This window comes from Microcoleus sp. B4-C2, from assembly GCF_036705265.1.
Classification (GTDB): Bacteria; Cyanobacteriota; Cyanobacteriia; order Cyanobacteriales; family Microcoleaceae; genus Microcoleus.
Genome location: NZ_JAUBUB010000032.1, coordinates 38,373 through 57,254 on the forward strand (window position 1 = coordinate 38,373; position 18,882 = coordinate 57,254).

Genomic DNA, 18,882 nt, shown 5'->3' on the forward strand with positions numbered 1-18,882 from the left:
TTTGCGGTATGCGATCGCTATTCCTGTAAGTCGTGATTTCTGGGCGATCGCCTCAATTATCTATCTGCTAAAGGGTTTGCGGTGAGCGATCGCTATTCCTGTGAGTCTTGATTTTTAGGCGATCGCCTCAATTATCTATCTGTGAAAGGGTTTGCTGTAGGCGATCGCTATTCCTGTGAGGCGTGATTTCTAGGCGATCGCTCAAACCCACTAAATTTATCCCAGTTTGATTATTGATCAGCATTCTAATCACTATCTTGCTCTATTCGTGTATATCATACCACAGCGAGGTTTTAATGTTAAAGATGCGAGGGTATCCTTTAACTCCAAGGGTGAACCCATCTATTTAACAGCTAGCAGCGATCGCGGCACGAATATTCAAGGACTTTTGCAGGCGAAGGCAATACTTGAAAGTAATCAGTAAAGATTGCTGGTGATGGAGCAATTTATGGAACGAGGGGCGATGTTGCGCTACTACTGCTTGCCGATCGCGCTGCCATCTTTCCTGGACACAGTTTGACACACCTGCTATTTTTCAAAGCCAAGATTTAGAAAGCAATGCCTGATGTCTAGCTACCTAGAATCAAAATCTCATCCTTCAGAGAGGTAGCAAGCTGCTAGTTTACTGCCAGCATTGGGGTGAGGTGGAGTCGATTGAAGCAAATCTCAAAGCGGCTTTAGCAAAGGTTCAAACTGAGCAGGAAGTTCAGGTAGGATAGCCTCACTTTTTTTGCGACGATCCTCCGCGCCGCCTTCTTACGATCGCGTAACCGCCCGATGGGTGCGATCGCAGCCTACTTAGTTGCAATAGCACGCTCGAATCGACTTGTAGGGTGCGTCAAACTTTGATTATAAACGGATTATCAAGGGTTTCGGATCTGACGCACCTTACTAATTGTGACACTTCCGTAAGTCCTGGCTCTTAATTTGTGCGCCGGTGGAATTTCTTTTATTGATTTGCCCAAGTAATGACAGGATGACTCAAAATGCCCGATCCAAAAATTATGAATCTTTTGAACTTGATTGATTTCAAAATTATAAAGTCCAGCTATTCCAGTGTTATCAAGACCTGATATTCTAAGCTGAGTTTATTGGTGCAGCTTCTTTTGCCTCCAGACTTTTGCAAGAGGTCTATTGTTAATTGTTGGCTGTTATTGTTGGTAAAACCCACCCCGGAGAATGAATTATTTGCTGTATTTTGGATTGGGTGGGGCAGGTTTTACCAGTGAGGTTGACGGCAGCTAAAAATCACGAAATTTCTGTGCAGAATGCCCTGACAGCATCTGCAAACTGCTGGTTATGCTCGATTAATGCCATGTGTCCTCCTTTCTGTATAGTAACTAGCTCTGCTTGAGGTAATTCTGCTTTCATTCGCAGGCTAGCTGGGGGGGTAGTGGCGATATCTGAATCGCCGCATATCACCAACACAGGAATGTCAATTGATGGCAAAGTTTTTGTTTCGTCATATTTGAGCATTCCCAGTGTGCCGCGAGCGAGAACGCCGGGAGAACCCAAGGCTGATAAGAAAGCGGAGAACTCTAATTGACCGCGCGTTTCCGTGCCTTTAAATCCCGATAATTCTACACTGATGTGCAGTGAACCATTGAGATAGCTCAGCCAAGTCATTCCCCACATAATGGGTTCAAGAGCTATGGTGAGATAGAGCATAGGTTGGAGCAGCGGCTTCTGCAAAGCACGTAATAAACCGCTAAAAATAGCGGTTTTGACGGGATTAGTATAAGTCGTATTTACCAGAATTAAACCAGCTACTCGACTACCGAGAAGTTCTGGGAAAAGCCGACTGAATGTTAGAGTAATCATGCCGCCGATGCTGTGTCCGAGTAGGATAACAGGTTTATTTCCTGCTATGGCAATGACGGCTTCAAGATCGCGGGCAAATTTTTCTAGGGAGTAGTCGCTGTTTTTTGGTCGAGTGGATTTTCCCAGGCCTGGAAGATCCCAAACAATCACTCGGTAGCGATCGCTTAGTTGCCGTTTCGCGTAATACCAAACCATACTGTTCGGCCCCCAACCATGTGAGAGAATAATCGGCTGTCCGTCCTCTGGGCCGTAGAATTCTACTTGTAAAATAGTGCCATCAGGCCTCTCTACCCGCTGCACCGTACCCGTCCGCGTCGGCTTCGGTTCGTCAGCACCGGGGCGGCGAAACAGTGGCAAACTGATAAAGCGGCCGCCAACAGACCAAAGAAGCATCAAGACTCCGCTGACTAAGTAGGCAATCCCTACAAGTGCGCCGATGTACCATTCGTAAATAATGTATATACCTCCGCCAAGTACCCCGACGGACAGCAGTCCCACCAGCCATAGGAACAGGAAATTGAAGGGCATGAACGGCATAAGCTGAAACCTTGGGTAGAATTTGGGTTGCGGATTCACACAGAATCATACTCAGGTTAGACCACAGTCGGCAAGCGGTAAGTTAAGCTCTTAACTTGTGCGCTGGTAGAATTTCTTTTATATTTGCAAAAGTAATCACAGGATGACTCAAAATGCCCGATCCAAAAATATCGAGTTCATCGCCAAATGCAAGAGATTCTGTCACGGTTGAGTTAGTTGAGTTTTTATCTTACCTTCGCAGTCTAGATATTAATATTTTTGTTGAGGGCGAGCGCCTGCGCTGCAACGCTCCCGAAGGAATTATTACACCAGAACTACGGGCAGAAATTTCTCATAAAAAAGCCGAAATTATTTCTTTTTTAAAAGCAGCTAATCGTACTTCTAGTTTAACTTCTACACCGATTGTTTCTAGGGGGCGGGACGGAAATCTACCGCTTTCCTTTGCACAGCAGCGCTTGTGGTTTCTCGACCAATTAGTCCCGAACAATCCCTTCTATAATGTTCCCGCAGCATTGCGTTTGACTGGTTCGCTCAATTTTTCGGCGCTGCAACAAACCTTCAATGAAATTGTGCGCCGCCACGAAGCTTTACGCACGACTTTAGCAGTAGTTTCGGGGCAACCTGTTCAGAGAATAGCTGCAGCTTTCCACCTCCCGATTAATGTAGTGGACTTGCGAAACTTGCCCAAGGAATCTCGACAAACTGAAGCAAACAGGCTCACGGCCCAGGAAGCTCAACGCTCTTTCAATTTGTCCAATGACTTGTTGCTGCGAGTCACATTATTGCAGTTAGATGATGCCGAATATTTACTAATGCTGAATATGCACCACATTGTCTCCGATGGTTGGTCTATCGGAGTGCTAATTCAGGAATTAGGCGCACTTTACACGGCATTTGCTAGCGAAAAACCTTCGCCTTTACCGGCTTTGTCGATCCAGTATGCTGATTTTGCAAAATGGCAGCGCGAATGGCTGCAAGGGGAAGTTTTAGAAACGCAGCTTGCTTACTGGCGGCAGCAGTTAAACGGCATTTCTATGCTAAATTTGCCTGCGGATAGACCCAGGCCAGCAATTCAAAGTTACCGAGGCAAAAGGCAATTTTTGCAACTGCCAAAACAACTGAGCGAGGCTTTAGAAACGTTGAGCCAGCGCGAAGGAGTGACGCTGTTTATGACAATGCTGGCAGCTTTTAAAACGTTGCTTTACCATTACGCGCAGCAAGAAGATATTGTTGTAGGTTCGCCGATCGCCAATCGCAACCGCAGTGAAATAGAAGCATTAATCGGGTTTTTTGTCAACAGTTTGGTGTTGCGTACCGATTTGTCGGGAAATCCAACTTTTCGGGAACTTTTAAACCGAGTCAAAGAGGTAGCATTAGGAGCTTACGCTCACCAAGATTTGCCGTTTGAGAAGTTAGTAGAAGAACTGCACCCCGATCGCGCGTTGAACCAAAATCCCTTATTTCAGGTGGCGTTTGCGCTGCAAAACGCGCCGGGGAATCGGTTAGAATTGCCAGAATTAACACTCAGCCCGCAGCAGTTAGATGTGGGTACAGCGCGGTTTGATTTGGAGTTTCATTTGTGGGAGCGATCGCCCGACAGCTCGGGAAGCAACCAATCGCCCAGCAATAAGCTGTGGGTTGATAGCTCGGAGGGCATCAGCGGCATGGTTATTTACAGCGCCGATTTATTTGATGAAGCTACGATTGCGCGCCTGATCGGGCATTTTCAAACTCTGTTAGAAAGCATTGTGACAAATCCCGAACAGCGCATAGCAAACTTGCAATATTTGAGCGCCCAAGAGCGTTATCATTTGTTAGTTGAATGCAACAACACTCAGGCGGATTATCCGCAAGATTTGTGCATTCATCAGCTATTTGAAATGCAGGCCGATCGGACACCGGATGCGGTGGCGCTGGTATTTGGAGATCAGCGAGTCACCTATCGAGAGCTAAATCTACGCAGCAACCAACTAGCACGTTATCTGCAAAAAATGGGGGTTGGGGCGGAAGTTTTAGTCGGGCTTTGCTGCGGGCGATCGCTCGATCTGATCGTGGGGATGTTGGGTATCCTGAAAGCGGGAGGAGCCTACCTAATTTTAGATCCGAGCTATCCTGCTGAGCGATCGAGCTTTATGCTAAAAGATGCTCAAGTGTCAGTATTGCTTACCCGCCAGGGAATAAATTCCCTGTCTAATAGCGAAAGTCGTCTAAAGACGACGGTCGGAGGACAAGTTTCCAGTCGGCTTCAGCCGACTTCAGCTATGAGCCAGGGAATTTATTCCCTGGTGGATGATGGCGAAGTGCAAAATTTAGAAACACAGTCAGTATTGCTTACCCGCCAGGGAATAAATTCCCTGTCTAATAGCGAAAGTCGTCTAAAGACGACGGTCGGAGGACAAGTTTCCAGTCGGCTTCAGCCGACTTCAGCTATGAGCCAGGGAATTTATTCCCTGGTGGATGATGGCGAAGTGCAAAATTTAGAAACACAGTCAGATGATAAAATTCACCATCCAAGGGTTGTTTTTCTAGACACAGACTGGGAGATGATTTCCCAAGAAATCGCCGACAATCCCACCAGCGCAGTCACAGCCGAAAATCTGGTTTACGCGATTTACACCTCCGGTTCCACGGGAAAGCCGAAAGGAGTGGAAATTGAGCACGGGAGCTTGTTAAATCTCGTTTTTTGGCATCAAAGAGAGTTTGGGGTGTCAGCGGGCGATCGAGCAACGCAAATTGCAGCGATCGGCTTTGATGCTTGCGGGTGGGAAATTTGGCCTTATCTCGCCGCAGGAGCTAGCATCTACTTTCCAGAAGATGACATCAGGCGAGATCCTGAAAAACTGCAAAACTGGTTAGTATCAAAAACAATTACAATTAGCTTTTTGCCAACACCTTTAGCCGAGAAAGTTTTGCTATTAGATTGGCCTCAAAATACAGCGTTGCGAATCTTGCTCGCAGGCGGCGAAAAACTGCAACAACATCCTTTAAAATCCCATCCATTTAAGCTAGTAAATAATTACGGCCCAACCGAGAACACCGTCGTCACAACTTCCGGTTATATTCCTGCAACAGAGCAAACAGACATCGCCCCGACAATTGGCCGCCCCATTGCTAACACTCAAATCTACATATTAGACAAATATTTGCAGCCAGTGGCGATCGGCGTTGTTGGCGAATTGTACATCGGCGGAAACGGACTCGCTCGCGGCTACCTCAACCGCCCCGATTTAACCGCAGAAAGATTTATTTCCAATCCTTTTAAACCAAATTCAGGCACCATTCTCAATGACTTGTTTAGGAACAGGCAAGATGCCTGTTCCACAACAAAATTCATCTCTTGTGGAACAGGCATCTTGCCTGTTCTCGATAATGGTGCAACATCTCAGTTGAAACCAAATTCAGGAGAGCGAATTTACAAAACCGGCGACTTAGTGCGCTACAGAGGCGATCGCAACCTTGAATTTTTAGGACGCATTGACGAACAAGTAAAAATTCGCGGTTTCCGCATCGAATTAGGAGAAATCGAGACAGTATTAACTCAACATCCGGCGGTTCAGCAAACTGTAGTAACAACTTCCGAAGATGGACAGGGAGATAAACGTTTAGTAGCTTATATTGCCCTGAATCCAGAATATAGTAGTGCTAGCGAAAAAAACCAAATAATGCAATTGCAGGACGAACAAGTTTTCCAGTGGCAAATGCTCTACAATGAAACTTACAATCAACCTGCTGTTGACTCAGATCCTACATTTAATATTGTCGGCTGGAATAGCAGTTATACTAATCAGCCAATCCCAGCAGAAGAGATGCGCGACTGGGCGAACAATCAAGCCGCCCAAATTTTAGCTTTGCAGCCTAGCCGAGTGTTAGAAATTGGCTGCGGCACAGGTTTGTTGCTGTTCCAAATTGCCTCTCGCTGCACTCAATATTGCGGAACAGACTTTTCACCTATTTCGCTCAACTATATTCGGCAGCACTTGGCAAATCAAGAGTTAACTAATGTAACGCTGCTTCAGAAAATGGCGACAGACTTTGAAGGAGTAGAGACAGCAGCTTTTGACGCAGTAATTCTCAACTCTGTCGTGCAATATTTCCCGAATATCGACTATCTCGTGCAGGTGCTAGAAGGTGCGGTGAAAGCAACTGCTCCCGGCGGCTTTATATTCATCGGAGATGTCCGCAGCTTGCCGTTGCTGGCAGCTTTTCACGCTTCGGTACAACTGTATCAAGCCGAACCTTCTCTCGCGGGCGAACAGTTGCATCAGCGAGTACAAATGCAAATTTTTCAAGAAACAGAGTTAGTTATTGAACCAGATTTTTTTAGCGCATTAAAGCAGCGCTTTCCGCAGATTTGTGGCGTAGAAATTCAATTAATTCGCGGTAGTTACCACAATGAGTTAACTGATTTTCGGTACAATGCTATTCTGCATATTGCGTCTGAAACAGATCCCCCCAACCCCCCTTATGAAGGGGGGCTAAGAAGTGTCTCTAACTTTTATGACAAAACACAGCTTCAGAACCCCCCTTTTCAAGGGGGGCAGGGGGGATCAAAACGGCTGGATTGGTCGGCTGAAAATCAGAATCTGACTGTTACCAAGGTGCAAGAAATATTATTGCAAAATCAACTCGATGTTTTAAGAATTGCTAATGTGCCTAATGCGCGGGTAATGGCAGCAGTTAAGGCGGCAGAATTGCTGTCTGTTGTCGATAAATTTCCCACAGCAGGTCAGTTGCAGAAAGCCGTGGAAAAAGTCGAGGATTTAGGAGTAGATCCCGAAGCGTGGTATGCTTTGGAAGTTCCGTATAATGTTAATATTAGTTGGTCTAATTCCGACAGTCAAGGGCGCTACGATGTAGTGTTTTCACGGGGCGAAACCAGAGATTTTGTGCGAGAAACTAGAAGCGATAACTTGCGTCCTTGGCGCTCTTATGCTAACAATCCCTTACAAGCTAAAGCAGCGCGTAAATTAGTGCCACAGTTGCAGGCTTATCTAGCAGAAAAACTGCCGGAATATATGGTTCCGTCGGCTTTTGTGGTGCTGGAGTCGCTACCTGTGACGGCTAACGGAAAGGTCGATCGCCTCGCTTTGCCTGTACCGGAGCCAATTAAGTTAGAATGGGCTGGCGGTTATGTTGCGCCTCATACTTCTATTGAGGAAGTTTTAGTGAAAATTTGGGCTGAGGTTTTGGGGATAAAGCGAGTGGGTATCCGGGACAATTTCTTTGAATTAGGAGGCCATTCGCTGCTGGCGACTCAGCTTGTTTCGAGAGTGCGAGATGCTTTCGCGGTAGAGTTACCTTTGCGCCGGGTTTTTGAAGCGCCGACAATTGCAGAATTATCTAAGATTGTGGAGAATTTAAAAGAGAGCGATGCTAATATTAAAGCTCCTGCTTTAGTGGCGATTTCTCGGGACAGTCGGCGGATGAAGCTATCATCTTTTAATCAAGAAAGTAAATAAAAATTAGGGCGGTAGAACGGGTGCAATTTCGATAAATATGCAGCAAGAAACAGAAGTCTTTGTCTTTCCCGCCTCGTTTGCCCAGCAGCGGCTTTGGTTCCTCAATCAATTAGCACCGGACAATCCTTTCTACAATGTCTCAACAGCACTCCGCTTAACAGGTTTTCTCAACTTAAGATCCTTAGAGCAAACCTTCAACGAAATTGTGCAGCGGCACGAAACTTTACGCACCACTTTTACGATTTTGGAAGGGGAACTCGTACAAATTATTGCTCCCATTCTAACCGTATCCCTCCCCACAATCGACTTACAAAATCTATCGCCAACTCAGCAAGAAACCGCAGCGCTGCAATTCGCAACCGATGCAGCGCAATGCCCTTTCGATTTAGCCACTGGGCCGTTATTCAAAGTAACGCTGTTACAACTCAGTGAAACAGAACATATATTGTTGCTGAATTTACATCATATTGTGGCTGATGGTTGGTCGATTGGAGTGCTAATTCGAGAGCTGGGAACGCTCTACACAGCATTTGTAAAAAATGGGATCTCGCACTTACCAGCACTGCCCGTACAGTACGCCGACTTTGCAGAATGGCAGCACGAATGGTTGCAGGGCGAAGTATTAGAAACCCAGTTAGCTTATTGGCGGCAGCAGTTAAACGGAATTACCACACTCAATCTACCAACCGACAGGCAAAGACCAGCCGTTCCATCCTACCGCGGCGCTAAACAATTTATAACACTATCACCTGCTTTGAGCGAGGCGCTAAAGTCATTGAGCCAGCAAGAAAGCGCGACTTTATTTATCACTCTACTAGCCGCTTTTCAAACTTTGCTGTACCGCTATACAGGACAAGTAGATATTGCAGTAGGAACGCCGATCGCCAATCGCAACCTGAGCGAAATAGAAGCATTAATCGGTTTTTTTGTCAACAGTTTAGTGCTGCGTGCAGATTTATCAGGAAACCCAACTTTTCGGGAACTATTGCATCGGGTAAAAAACGTCGCAATGGCAGCCTACGCCCACCAAGATTTGCCCTTCGAGAAGTTGGTTGAGGAATTGCACCCCGATCGCGAGTTGAGCCGCAACCCCCTATTTCAAGTTAGTTTCAGCCTGCAAAACACTCCTGTAGCAGCGCTAGAATTGCCGGGAATCGTTGGAGAGGCGATCGACTTTGACGCAGGAACCGCCAAGCTTGATTTAGAGTGCCACTTGTGGGAAAATGCAGGAAGTATTCAAGGGCAATTTGTTTACAGCACAGATTTATTTGATAGCGGCACAATTGCGCGCATGGCGGGACATTTCCAAACGCTACTCGAAGCCATTGTTGCCAATTCCAAACAGCACCTCAGCGACTTGGCTTTGCTGACAGCGCCAGAATACCAGCAATTATTAATCGATTGGAATGACACTCAGAGAGATTATCCGCAAAACCAGTGTTTCCATCAGCTATTTGAAGAGCGAGTCGCGCTAACGCCCGATGCTGTCGCCGCCGTCTTTGAAAACCAGCAGTTAACCTACCGCCAACTCAACAGCCGAGCCAACCAACTTGCACGTTACTTGCAGCAATTGGGAGCAGCACCAGAAGTTTTAGTGGGCCTTTGTGTAGAACGTTCCTTAGATGCGATCGTCGGATTGCTAGGCATTATCAAAGCAGGCGCAGCCTACCTGCCTTTAGATCCAACTTATCCTCAAGAGCGACTTAACTTCATGTTAGAAGATGCTCAGGTGTCGATTTTGGTAACTCAGCAGCACCTTGCAAAAAACTTGACGCAGCCGGAAAATTACGGAGTTTTTTCAGTAGTATGTTTGGACTCCGACAGAGAAATTATCGCCCGACAAAGCCCAGAAAACCCAACTACAAATATCCTACCAGAAAACCTAGCCTACGTCATTTACACATCTGGTTCAACCGGAAAACCCAAAGGCGTTTTAATCGAACATCGGGGACTCTACAACTTAGCCCTAGCTCAAATAGAAGCTTTTAACTTAAACTCAAATCACCGCATTTTGCAATTCGCATCCCTGAGTTTTGATGCCTCAATTTTTGAGATTGCCATGGCCTTGGGAACCGGATCAACACTTTACTGTGCCAAGAAAGAATCTTTGTTGCCCGGACAAACATTAATCGAATTTTTGCAGGACAATGCTATTACCCACGCTACCCTCCCGCCCTCGCTGCTAGCTGTCCTTCCAAACGCCGAACTTCCCGCACTGCAAACAATCATTTGTGCTGGCGAATCCTGTTCCCCGGAGATTGTTAAACGCTGGGCTTCCAGGCGCAGATTTTTTAACGCTTACGGCCCTACAGAAGCGACAGTATGGTCAAGTTTTGCCGAAATTGGCGATAGCAAAAAACCGCCCATCGGCCGCCCAATAGCTAACACTCAACTCTATATTTTAGATGAAAATTTACAGCCTGTACCCGTTGGCATTCCCGGTGAATTATACATCGGCGGCAGCGGATTGGCGCGAGGCTACCTGAACCGCCCCGAATTAACCGCCCAGCGATTTATTGCTAATCCGTTTAGCCAGAAAGCAGGAGAACGAATTTATAAAACTGGTGACTTAGCGCGCTATTTTCCCGACGGCAATATTGAGTTTTTAGGGCGCACTGACGAACAGGTAAAAATTCGCGGTTATCGAATAGAATTGGGAGAAATTGAAGCGCTGCTGGTTCAGCATCCAGCCGTCAAAGAAACAGCGGCGGTTGCTGTGGATGATTTGTCTGGGAATAAGCGCCTAGTTGCTTATGTTGTCGCCAATCACCCGATTCTTAACCCCGATGAAATACGTCATTTCCTCAAACAACAACTGCCCAATTACATGATTCCCAGTGCTTTTGTGGCGATGGATTTTCTGCCCCTAACTCCCAATGGCAAAATCGACCGCCTGCGCCTACCTGTACCGGGAACTCTAACTAGCAATTCAATAGATAAAAGCTGCATTGCACCTCGCACACCAACCGAGTCAACCCTCGCCAAAATTTGGGCCACAATCCTTAACGCACAGTGCGTTGGCATTCGCGATAACTTCTTCGATTTGGGTGGAGATTCCCTGCTGGCAATCCGCCTCATCAATGAGATTAACCAGCAATTTCAGCGCGAGTTGCCGCTATCTGCTCTTTTTTTAAATCCGACAATTGAAGGTTTAGCCGATTTGCTATATTCAGAAACAAAATCTCTGGAATGGTCGCCTTTAGTTGCAATTAAACCTCGCGGTAAAAATTCCCCGTTCTTCTGCGTCCATCCCATCTTTGGCGTCGTATTTCCTTATGTCGAGTTAGCCTTTGGGCTAGGAGAAAATCAACCGTTTTACGGGCTGCAACCAAAGGGTATTGACGGCGAAAGCTCTCCGTTAACTAGCATTGAAGACATGGCGGCTGACTACATCGCAGCCTTGCGTACCGTTCAACCAAAAGGGCCTTATTTTTTAGGAGGCTGGTCTTTTGGAGGTTTGGTTGCTTTTGAGATGGCTCAACAGTTGCTCGCAGCGGGGGATGAAGTGGCTTTGCTTGCTGTGCTGGATACTTTAGCGCCGATTTCTGCTAACAAACCTTCTTTTTGGGACGGTTGCAAGTTTATACTAACTACTGTTTCGCGCTCTATCTGGCCTTTTATAGTAGATTATTTTCGTTTGGTGGCTGCTGCTGAAAATATTCACAGTGGCGGTATTTTTGCCAAATTTCCGACATTAAATAAGATGCTTAATTTGGCAGCTAATTTTTTGCATCGCTGGAATTGGAAACAGGCTGTTATGGTTAGCATCCTATCTCAGGAGTCAAAAGAAAGAAGCTGGCGCGAGCTGGCAATTCCTTCGATGTTTACTGTATTTCAGGCTAACAGTCAAGCAACTCTCAGCTATGTACCGAAAATTTATCCGCAGCGAATTACTCTTTTTAGATCAAGGGAAAAGCTAAGCATGAATCATCAAGATCCGACTCTTGGCTGGAGTGAATTAACGACCCAAAGAGTAGAGGTGATTAGAGTTCCTGGGAATCATCTGACTATGCTGAGAAAGCCTAACGTTGAGGTGCTGGCTCAAAAGCTGAAGCATTGCTTGGAGGAGGAATTAATTGATTGAGCGGCCCGCGTGCTTGTGCGTCGAAACCGGGTTTGATGTGGGAAATTACTATTAGACATCTCCAATAATTCTTGTGGAACAGGCATCTTGCCTGTTCAAAGCTGGCTTTTCTGGAGATGTCTAAGCTGTCGCGCATTTAAATTGTATATTCAGGGCGGGCGGGACGCCCAACCCCTACTCCCCACAAGAGTTTGATTGTTCTTTAACATATAATTTAAATGCCGCAACAGCTTATCACCCTTGTAGTTAGGATGTCAAAAAATTGCGATCGCCCGAAGAACACTTTTTGCAACTAGAAATCATCATGCAGCGCCACGCCGCAGCACTCGAAGCTGAAGTCAGAGCTTTGCAAGCCGCTGACGAAACCGCCCAGTGGCCTCCTGACTGGAAGCGTTGCTATAATTGGCGTTTCGCTAAAATTTTCGCGTCTGTGAAGATTTTTCGCAACTGGGGTGCAGATGCTGGGGCTTGGAAACTTTTGCCTTCGCGAGTTTATCCCAACCGAGGCAATCAGAAGGATGAGTCTGTTGACATTTGAATGTAGGGGCGGGTTTTACCAATAATCTCGGCCTAAGACCAATCATCTCGTAAACCCGCCCCCACCCAACAGTAAATCCCAATCTACCTCCAATTCTTCAATCTAAAATCTAAAATCTAAAATCTAAAATCGATTGATTGGGCGATGCTGAAGATGATAGCACCCAAACCTGCTGCGATCGGAATTGTCACCAGCCAAGCCGAACCAATTGACAGCAAAGTTTGCAACCGTACTGTTTTCCAAGCTTTGATCAGCCCGACTCCGACAACTGCACCCACTAAAGCGTGGGATGTGGAAACTGGCAAACCGAAGCGGGATGCTAGCAAGACTGTGGTGGCTGTGGCTAATTCCGCGCAAAATCCGCCGCTTGGTTGCAGTTGGATGATTTTTTCGCCTACTGTGGCAATTACATTTTTGCCCCAGATGGCTAAACCGATGACTATTCCTGCGCCTCCAACGACTAAAATCCACAGTGGTACGCTGAAATCCCCTGATGGAAAGGAACCTGTGCGCCGGATGTAGGCGATCGCAGCTAGGGGAGCAACTGCATTTCCTACGTCGTTGGAACCGTGGGAAAATGCTACAAAACAGGCGCTTATGACTTGAAATCTCGCCATTTGTTGCTCGATGGGAGAGTGGCGGGGAGGGGGAGAGGGGGAGAGGGGGAGAGTGGGAGAGTGGGAAAATATTCCCTCTTTCTTATTCCTTGCATCCGTTACATCCGTTACATCCGTTACAAAATCCGCTGCCGAACCTTCTTCCTTCTCAACTGATTCTAATTTTTTCCAGCTAGTGAGTGTCAGGACGATCGCCCCAATACTCCCAATGCCAATGACAATATCGTGAATGGGCAGATTCCAGCCAAATCGATCGTGTGCGGCGGCGATCGCCCCTGTCTGCACCAAAGCAACATCCACAATAGACGGCAGTACAATTATCCCAAATACGCTCAGCATTGCTGCACTCAGCCAAGGTATCCACTCGCGCATTTGAGATAGAGGATCTGGTCGATCGAGAATCGAATACTTCACCACACTGTAAAATAGCGCGGCTAAAGCACCGCTGGCGATGGGTGTCGCCAGCCAAGTTAGGGAGATAGTGCCGATGGTTCGCCAATCAACTGCATTAATTCCGGCTGCAACACAGCTAAAACCCGCGATCGCGCCTACCACTGCATGGGATGAAGAAACCGGCAAACCTCGACTGGTAGCGATTTGCAGCCACAAGCCGCAAGCAATCAGCACTGACACCATCCCGATTAAAAATACTTGCGGTTTGGCCGCGAACACTTCTGCATTCACAACTCCTGTGGCGAGAGTTTCGGAAACTCCTTGCCCGAACAGCACTGCGCCGGAAAATTCCAGTATGCCTGCAACAATTATTGCCTGCCGCAGCGTTAGCGCCTTCGAGCCTACGGATGTCCCCATCGAGTTAGCGACATCGTTGGCACCCAAGTTGGCGGCGACGTACAAGGCCAGTGCGGCCATTGCCCCTACTTGCAGAAATACGACCCCAGAGGTATCTAACATAGAAATTTTTTGACATAAAACGGGCATTTCGATATATGATAAGGGATTGTGAGTTTTGGTAAATCCCATGAAAGGCGCAGAAATAATCCGTTCTATAGAAACGGAAGAAATAAATAGAGTCAAGCAAGAACTCAATAAACAAGTTCCCGAAATTTACGTCGGCGACACAGTGCGAGTCGGCGTAAGAATTAAAGAGGGTAACAAAGAACGGGTTCAGCCCTACGAAGGGACTGTGATTGCCATGCGTAACGGCGGGATTAATGAAACAATCACCGTCCGCCGCGTGTTTCAGGGCGTCGGCGTGGAACGGGTGTTTTTGATTCACTCGCCCCGCATCGCCACGATCCAAGTGATGCGCCGCGGGAAAGTCCGCAGAGCAAAACTTTACTACCTGCGCGATCGGGTGGGCAAAGCTACTCGCGTCAAACAGCGGTTCGATCGCTCCCTGTAGGAATGCACCCAGCTTCCCCTTGGTTCATGGTTCATGGGAAATTTAAAAAAATTCAAAAAAAGTTTCCCATTTACGAGCGCACTGTGTTAAAATAGAAATCTAGAGGTTAAGCGAATTTCAGCAACCTCACCTGTGCGCTCTTAGTTCAGTTGGTAGAACGCAGGTCTCCAAAACCTGATGTCGGGGGTTCAAGTCCTCCAGGGCGCGCTGAATCACCAAACTTTAAATTCTGCCCGAAAGCGCCCGGACTATTGGCTGGCAACAGTCAAAACCGCAAACTTTCGGGTAGAATTAATTTTTGTGGGCGGTTCGCAAAAAATGCCATCAACAAATGCTCGGTGTGGCTTCTCGATCATCGGTTTCGGCGATCAGCATTTACGCCGTTGATTGGTTGGGCTTGTAAAAAAGTCGTGGCTTTAGATTTGAGATTTGGGACTTGGGCGTAAGTGGTTAGTGTCACAAAATCTGAGAGCCGCGGGCCACTCACACCATCTAAAATCTAAAATCTAAAATCTAAAATCGCAAGGGGGATTGAATCGTGGCGAAAAAAGACGAAGCTCAAGAAACTCAAGAAATAACAGCGCCTGGGTTTGACCCTGCGGGTTTTTTTAAGGAAACTAGAGAAGAACTCGACAAAGTGGTTTGGCCTAGCAGGCAGCAGCTAATCAGCGAGTCTTTGGCCGTGCTTTTGATGGTGATCCTCTCAGCAAGCCTGATCTATTTGGTGGATAACTTCTTTAACTGGGGCGCGGGAAAGGTGTTTGGGCCATGACTTTTGCATCAGAAGAATCTGAGTATTCCACAGAAGCGACGGGACAGGCAGCATCGCCAGATGTGCCGGAGATTGATGCTCGCTGGTATGCTGTTCAAGTTGCCTCTGGCTGCGAAAAGCGCGTGAAGGCAAACTTGCAGCAGCGGATTCAAACTTTGGATGTTGCCGATCGCATCGTTCAAGTAGAAATTCCGCAAACTCCGGCAATCAAAGTCGGCAAAGACGGTTCCAGGCGGCAGTCAGATGAAAAAATCTTTCCCGGCTACGTACTCATCCGTATGTTTATGGACGAGGATACGTGGCAGGTGATCAAGAATACCCCGAATGTAATTAATTTTGTCGGGGCAGAGCAGAAACGCCGCTACGGGCGCGGCAGGGGTCACGTCAAACCGCTACCTCTGAGTCATTCGGAAGTAGAACGGATCTTCAGAAACGCTCAGGAATCAGAACCAGTTGTCAAAGTATCGATGTCTACTGGAGACCACGTTGTGGTACTTTCCGGGCCATTTAAGGATTTTGAAGGTGATGTGATTGAAGTTAGCCCGGAACGAAACAAGCTCAAAGTTTTACTCTCGATTTTTGGGCGCGATACGCCTGTAGAATTGGAGTTCAATCAGGTTCAGAAACAGAACTAACTAATGGCAAAGAAAGTTGTTGCAGTAATTAAGTTGGCGATTACGGCGGGAAAAGCCAACCCAGCTCCTCCGATCGGCCCAGCATTGGGTCAGCACGGCGTCAATATTATGATGTTTTGCAAGGAGTACAATGCTAGAACCGCAGACCAAGCGGGTCTGGTGGTTCCGGTAGAAATTTCGGTTTTTGAAGACCGCAGTTTTACGTTTATTCTCAAAACCCCACCGGCGTCGGTTTTGATTCAAAAAGCCGCTGGCATTGCTAAGGGTTCGGGAGAACCTAATCGCAAGCAAGTAGGCTCGATTACACAGGCTCAACTGCGAGAAATCGCTGAAACCAAAATGCCTGACCTCAATGCTAATGATGTTGAGGCTGCTATGAAAATCGTGGCAGGAACGGCTAAAAATATGGGCGTGGCGATCGCTGATTGAAGTCATTTGTCAGTTGTCAGTTGACAGTTGGCAGTTGTCAGTAATTCAGGATTTTGAAGGTAAAATCTTCAATCTAAAATCCCAAATCCAAAATCCAAAATCGATCGGTTCAGGGGGAGAAGCAAAGCTTCGCTAGTAACCGAAAACTGATAGATTTTAAGATTGTCCGATAGGTTCAATCTAAAATCTAAAATCTAAAATCTAAAATCGACTGACCCCAGGAGATAACAATGGCAAAGAAAGTATCGCGAAGACTGCAAGAACTTCAAAAGAAAGTTGAAGACAGACCTTATCTACCGCTGGAAGCTCTGCAACTTTTGAAAGAAACAGCAACCGCTAAGTTTGGCGAAGCTGCTGAAGCTCACATCCGTTTGGGAATTGACCCGAAATATACTGACCAACAGTTGCGGACAACTGTATCGCTACCAAAAGGAACTGGTCAAGTAGTCAGAATTGCGGTGATTGCTAAGGGCGAAAAAGTTAAAGAAGCTCTGAATGCCGGCGCGGATATTGCTGGTTCTGAAGAGTTGATCGATGAAATTCAGAAGGGCATGATGGACTTCGATTGCCTGATTGCTACCCCAGATGTGATGCCGTTGGTGGCAAAATTGGGTCGGTTATTGGGCCCGCGCGGTTTGATGCCTTCTCCGAAAGGTGGCACGGTGACGACTGACATTGCTCAGGCGATCAACGAGTTTAAAGGTGGTAAACTAGAATTCCGTGCCGATCGAACTGGCATCGTTCATGTTATGTTTGGCAAGGCAGCTTTCTCAGCGGAAGATTTGCTCGTCAACCTTCATGCTTTGCAAGAAACAGTTGACCGCAACCGTCCTTCTGGTGCTAAAGGTCGCTACTGGCGCAGTTTGTACGTATCCGCAACAATGGGCCCGTCGATCGAAGTCGATATCAGTGCTCTGCGCGATACCAAACTTGATGCTGCGTAGAAAGAATTAAGCAGAAGGCAGAAGGTAAAAGACAGCTTCGGCTGTCTGTGTAAATCTCTCACAAGATTTGCGTCATAGCCTTGCTATGTCTGCCTTCTCGTGATAGCCTAATCAAAAATCAATAAGCTGAAGACCGCAGGTGCCGATCGCTTAATTTCCTGCCGAGGCTGAAGAAATAAAAACTCAAGACTCAAAGATTAGAAATTTTCTATTTTTAATTGTGACTTGTTAATTTTTAATTCTCTGCCCCGGCTCGAAGGTCGGGGTTTTTGACGGGCAATTTTCGATCCTAAAAGGAGGTGAAATAAGTATGGGCAAAAGTTTAGCAGTAAAAAATGAGATTATTGCAGACCTCAAGCAAACCTTGAGCGAATCTCAACTGGCGATCGTGATTGACTACACGGGCTTAACTGTTGCTGAAATCACAGATTTGCGTCGGCGTTTGCGTCCGAAAGGCAGCAGTTGCCAAGTGGCAAAAAACACGCTGATGCGAATTGCTGTTGAAGGCAACGAAACCTGGCAGCCGATACAAGAATTGCTGACAGGTACGTCGGCATTTCTGTTCGTGCAAGAAGATATTGGCGGCGCGATTAAAGCTTACCAAGAATTCCAAAAAGTCTCTAAGAAGACAGAACTTCGCGGCGGCGTAATGGAAGGACGGGTACTGAAAGAAGCTGATGTTAAAGCATTAGCTGATCTGCCGTCGAAAGAACAACTCATGGCTCAAATTGCTGGCGCTATCAACGGTGTCGCAACCAAGTTGGCTGTGGGTATCAATCAAGTTCCTACTTCGATCGCTCGCGGTCTTAAAGCTTATGCTGAAAAAGACGGCGGTTCAGCAGAAGTAGCAGCAGAAGCACAACCAGAAGCAGAAGCAGAAGCGCAACCAGAAGCAGAAGCAGAAAGCGCATCTGTGTAAGTCATTAGTAATTAGTCATTAGTCCTCAGTCATTAGTATTTAGCAATAAATAGAAGACTGGAGACGAAAAACTAAGGATGAATGAGCAAATCTCAAATCCCAAATCCCAAATCTACAATCGAACTAGGAGTTTAACGAATGTCTACTGCAACTGATGAAATCTTGGAAAAACTTAAGTCTCTGACTTTGCTCGAAGCTTCTGAATTGGTCAAGCAAATTGAAGAAGCTTTCGGCGTCAGCGCTGCTGCTCCCGTAGGTGGCATGATGATGATGGGCGGCCCTGCTGCTGCTGCTGCTGAACCAGTAGAAGAGCAAACTGAATTTACTGTCATGCTGGAAGAAGTTCCTGCTGACAAGAAAATCGCCATTCTGAAGGAAGTCCGCGCAATTACCGGTCTGGGTCTGAAGGAAGCAAAAGACTTGGTAGAAGCCGCACCGAAAGCAGTTAAGGAAGCTATTGCTAAGGATGCTGCTGAAGAAATGAAGAAACAGCTTGAAGCTGTGGGCGCAAAAATTTCTATCAAGTAGTCAGAGAATGTAGTTGATATCAATTCTGGTGACACCGGAATGATGGTTGACTGTTGACTATTCCCTAAAATTAATCGCGCGATAGTTACATCTCTCGCGCGATTAATTATTTTTGGTGTAGGGAAACGGCCTTGCTGTGTCCTCTTAGGATCGCGAATTAAATAATTTACAATTTTAATTGTTCTTGTGGGATGGGCGTCCCGCCCGTCCTTTTGGGCCGGGCGGGACGCCCATCC

The 18,882-nt window shown here is 46.7% G+C and carries 13 protein-coding genes, 1 tRNA gene and 1 other annotated feature; of the genes, 11 read left to right on the plus strand and 3 right to left on the minus strand.

Translation table 11 applies throughout. The features are described 5' to 3' along the window. Positions 1 to 346: 346 nt before the first annotated feature. A complete protein-coding gene (locus tag QUB20_RS12175) occupies positions 347 to 523 on the minus strand; it encodes a hypothetical protein (RefSeq protein ID WP_333246296.1) in 177 nt (58 codons plus the stop codon). A 725-nt stretch (positions 524 to 1,248) separates the two neighbouring features. Further along, complete coding sequence (locus QUB20_RS12180; protein ID WP_333246294.1) at positions 1,249 to 2,358, minus strand: alpha/beta hydrolase; 1,110 nt, start codon at positions 2,356 to 2,358, stop codon at positions 1,249 to 1,251. Positions 2,359 to 2,510: 152 nt separating this feature from the next. On the opposite strand from QUB20_RS12180, the gene QUB20_RS12185 reads away from it, so the two are divergent. From QUB20_RS12185 to QUB20_RS12195, 3 genes are all read left to right on the plus strand, one after another. Further along, positions 2,511 to 7,817: an amino acid adenylation domain-containing protein gene (locus tag QUB20_RS12185; RefSeq protein WP_333246291.1), complete on the plus strand. Its 5,307-nt coding sequence runs from the start codon at positions 2,511 to 2,513 to the stop codon at positions 7,815 to 7,817. Between the two features lie 37 nt (positions 7,818 to 7,854). Further along, a complete protein-coding gene (locus tag QUB20_RS12190; protein WP_333246289.1) occupies positions 7,855 to 11,901 on the plus strand; it encodes an amino acid adenylation domain-containing protein in 4,047 nt (1,348 codons plus the stop codon). 262 nt (positions 11,902 to 12,163) lie between these two features. Beyond that, positions 12,164 to 12,439 carry a hypothetical protein gene (locus QUB20_RS12195; RefSeq protein WP_333246287.1) on the plus strand — a complete coding sequence of 92 codons (276 nt, stop codon included), beginning with the start codon at positions 12,164 to 12,166 and terminating at the stop codon, positions 12,437 to 12,439. 116 nt (positions 12,440 to 12,555) lie between these two features. Here the strand turns inward: QUB20_RS12195 and QUB20_RS12200 are convergent, their stop codons facing one another. Then, positions 12,556 to 13,995, minus strand: a complete 1,440-nt coding sequence (locus QUB20_RS12200; protein WP_333291378.1) for an inorganic phosphate transporter — start codon at positions 13,993 to 13,995, stop codon at positions 12,556 to 12,558. Positions 13,996 to 14,035: 40 nt separating this feature from the next. Here QUB20_RS12200 and rplS point away from each other — a divergent pair, with 40 nt between their 5' ends. From rplS to rplL, 8 genes are all read left to right on the plus strand, one after another. After that, positions 14,036 to 14,419, plus strand: a complete 384-nt coding sequence (rplS, locus tag QUB20_RS12205) for a 50S ribosomal protein L19 (protein WP_242721249.1) — start codon at positions 14,036 to 14,038, stop codon at positions 14,417 to 14,419. 134 nt (positions 14,420 to 14,553) lie between these two features. Beyond that, positions 14,554 to 14,626: transfer RNA gene (locus QUB20_RS12210), tRNA-Trp, on the plus strand. Positions 14,627 to 14,957: 331 nt separating this feature from the next. After that, positions 14,958 to 15,191 (plus strand): preprotein translocase subunit SecE, encoded by a 234-nt coding sequence (gene secE, locus QUB20_RS12215; RefSeq protein ID WP_333054360.1) that lies wholly within the window; start codon positions 14,958 to 14,960, stop codon positions 15,189 to 15,191. Further along, positions 15,188 to 15,826 (plus strand): transcription termination/antitermination protein NusG, encoded by a 639-nt coding sequence (nusG, locus tag QUB20_RS12220; RefSeq protein ID WP_333054359.1) that lies wholly within the window; start codon positions 15,188 to 15,190, stop codon positions 15,824 to 15,826. The genes secE and nusG overlap by 4 nt, the downstream gene beginning before the upstream one ends. 3 nt (positions 15,827 to 15,829) lie before the next feature. After that, positions 15,830 to 16,255, plus strand: coding sequence for a 50S ribosomal protein L11 (rplK, locus tag QUB20_RS12225; RefSeq protein ID WP_333031062.1), 426 nt, complete (start codon positions 15,830 to 15,832; stop codon positions 16,253 to 16,255). Between the two features lie 230 nt (positions 16,256 to 16,485). Then, positions 16,486 to 17,199, plus strand: coding sequence for a 50S ribosomal protein L1 (gene rplA / locus QUB20_RS12230; protein ID WP_190663916.1), 714 nt, complete (start codon positions 16,486 to 16,488; stop codon positions 17,197 to 17,199). A gap of 108 nt (positions 17,200 to 17,307) precedes the next feature. Continuing rightward, positions 17,308 to 17,480: a sequence feature (ribosomal protein L10 leader region), on the plus strand. A 29-nt stretch (positions 17,481 to 17,509) separates the two neighbouring features. Then, positions 17,510 to 18,118 carry a 50S ribosomal protein L10 gene (rplJ, locus tag QUB20_RS12235; RefSeq protein ID WP_333054357.1) on the plus strand — a complete coding sequence of 203 codons (609 nt, stop codon included), beginning with the start codon at positions 17,510 to 17,512 and terminating at the stop codon, positions 18,116 to 18,118. 138 nt (positions 18,119 to 18,256) lie between these two features. Then, positions 18,257 to 18,646: a 50S ribosomal protein L7/L12 gene (gene rplL, locus QUB20_RS12240; RefSeq protein ID WP_333246283.1), complete on the plus strand. Its 390-nt coding sequence runs from the start codon at positions 18,257 to 18,259 to the stop codon at positions 18,644 to 18,646. The last annotated feature ends 236 nt before the right edge of the window (positions 18,647 to 18,882 follow it).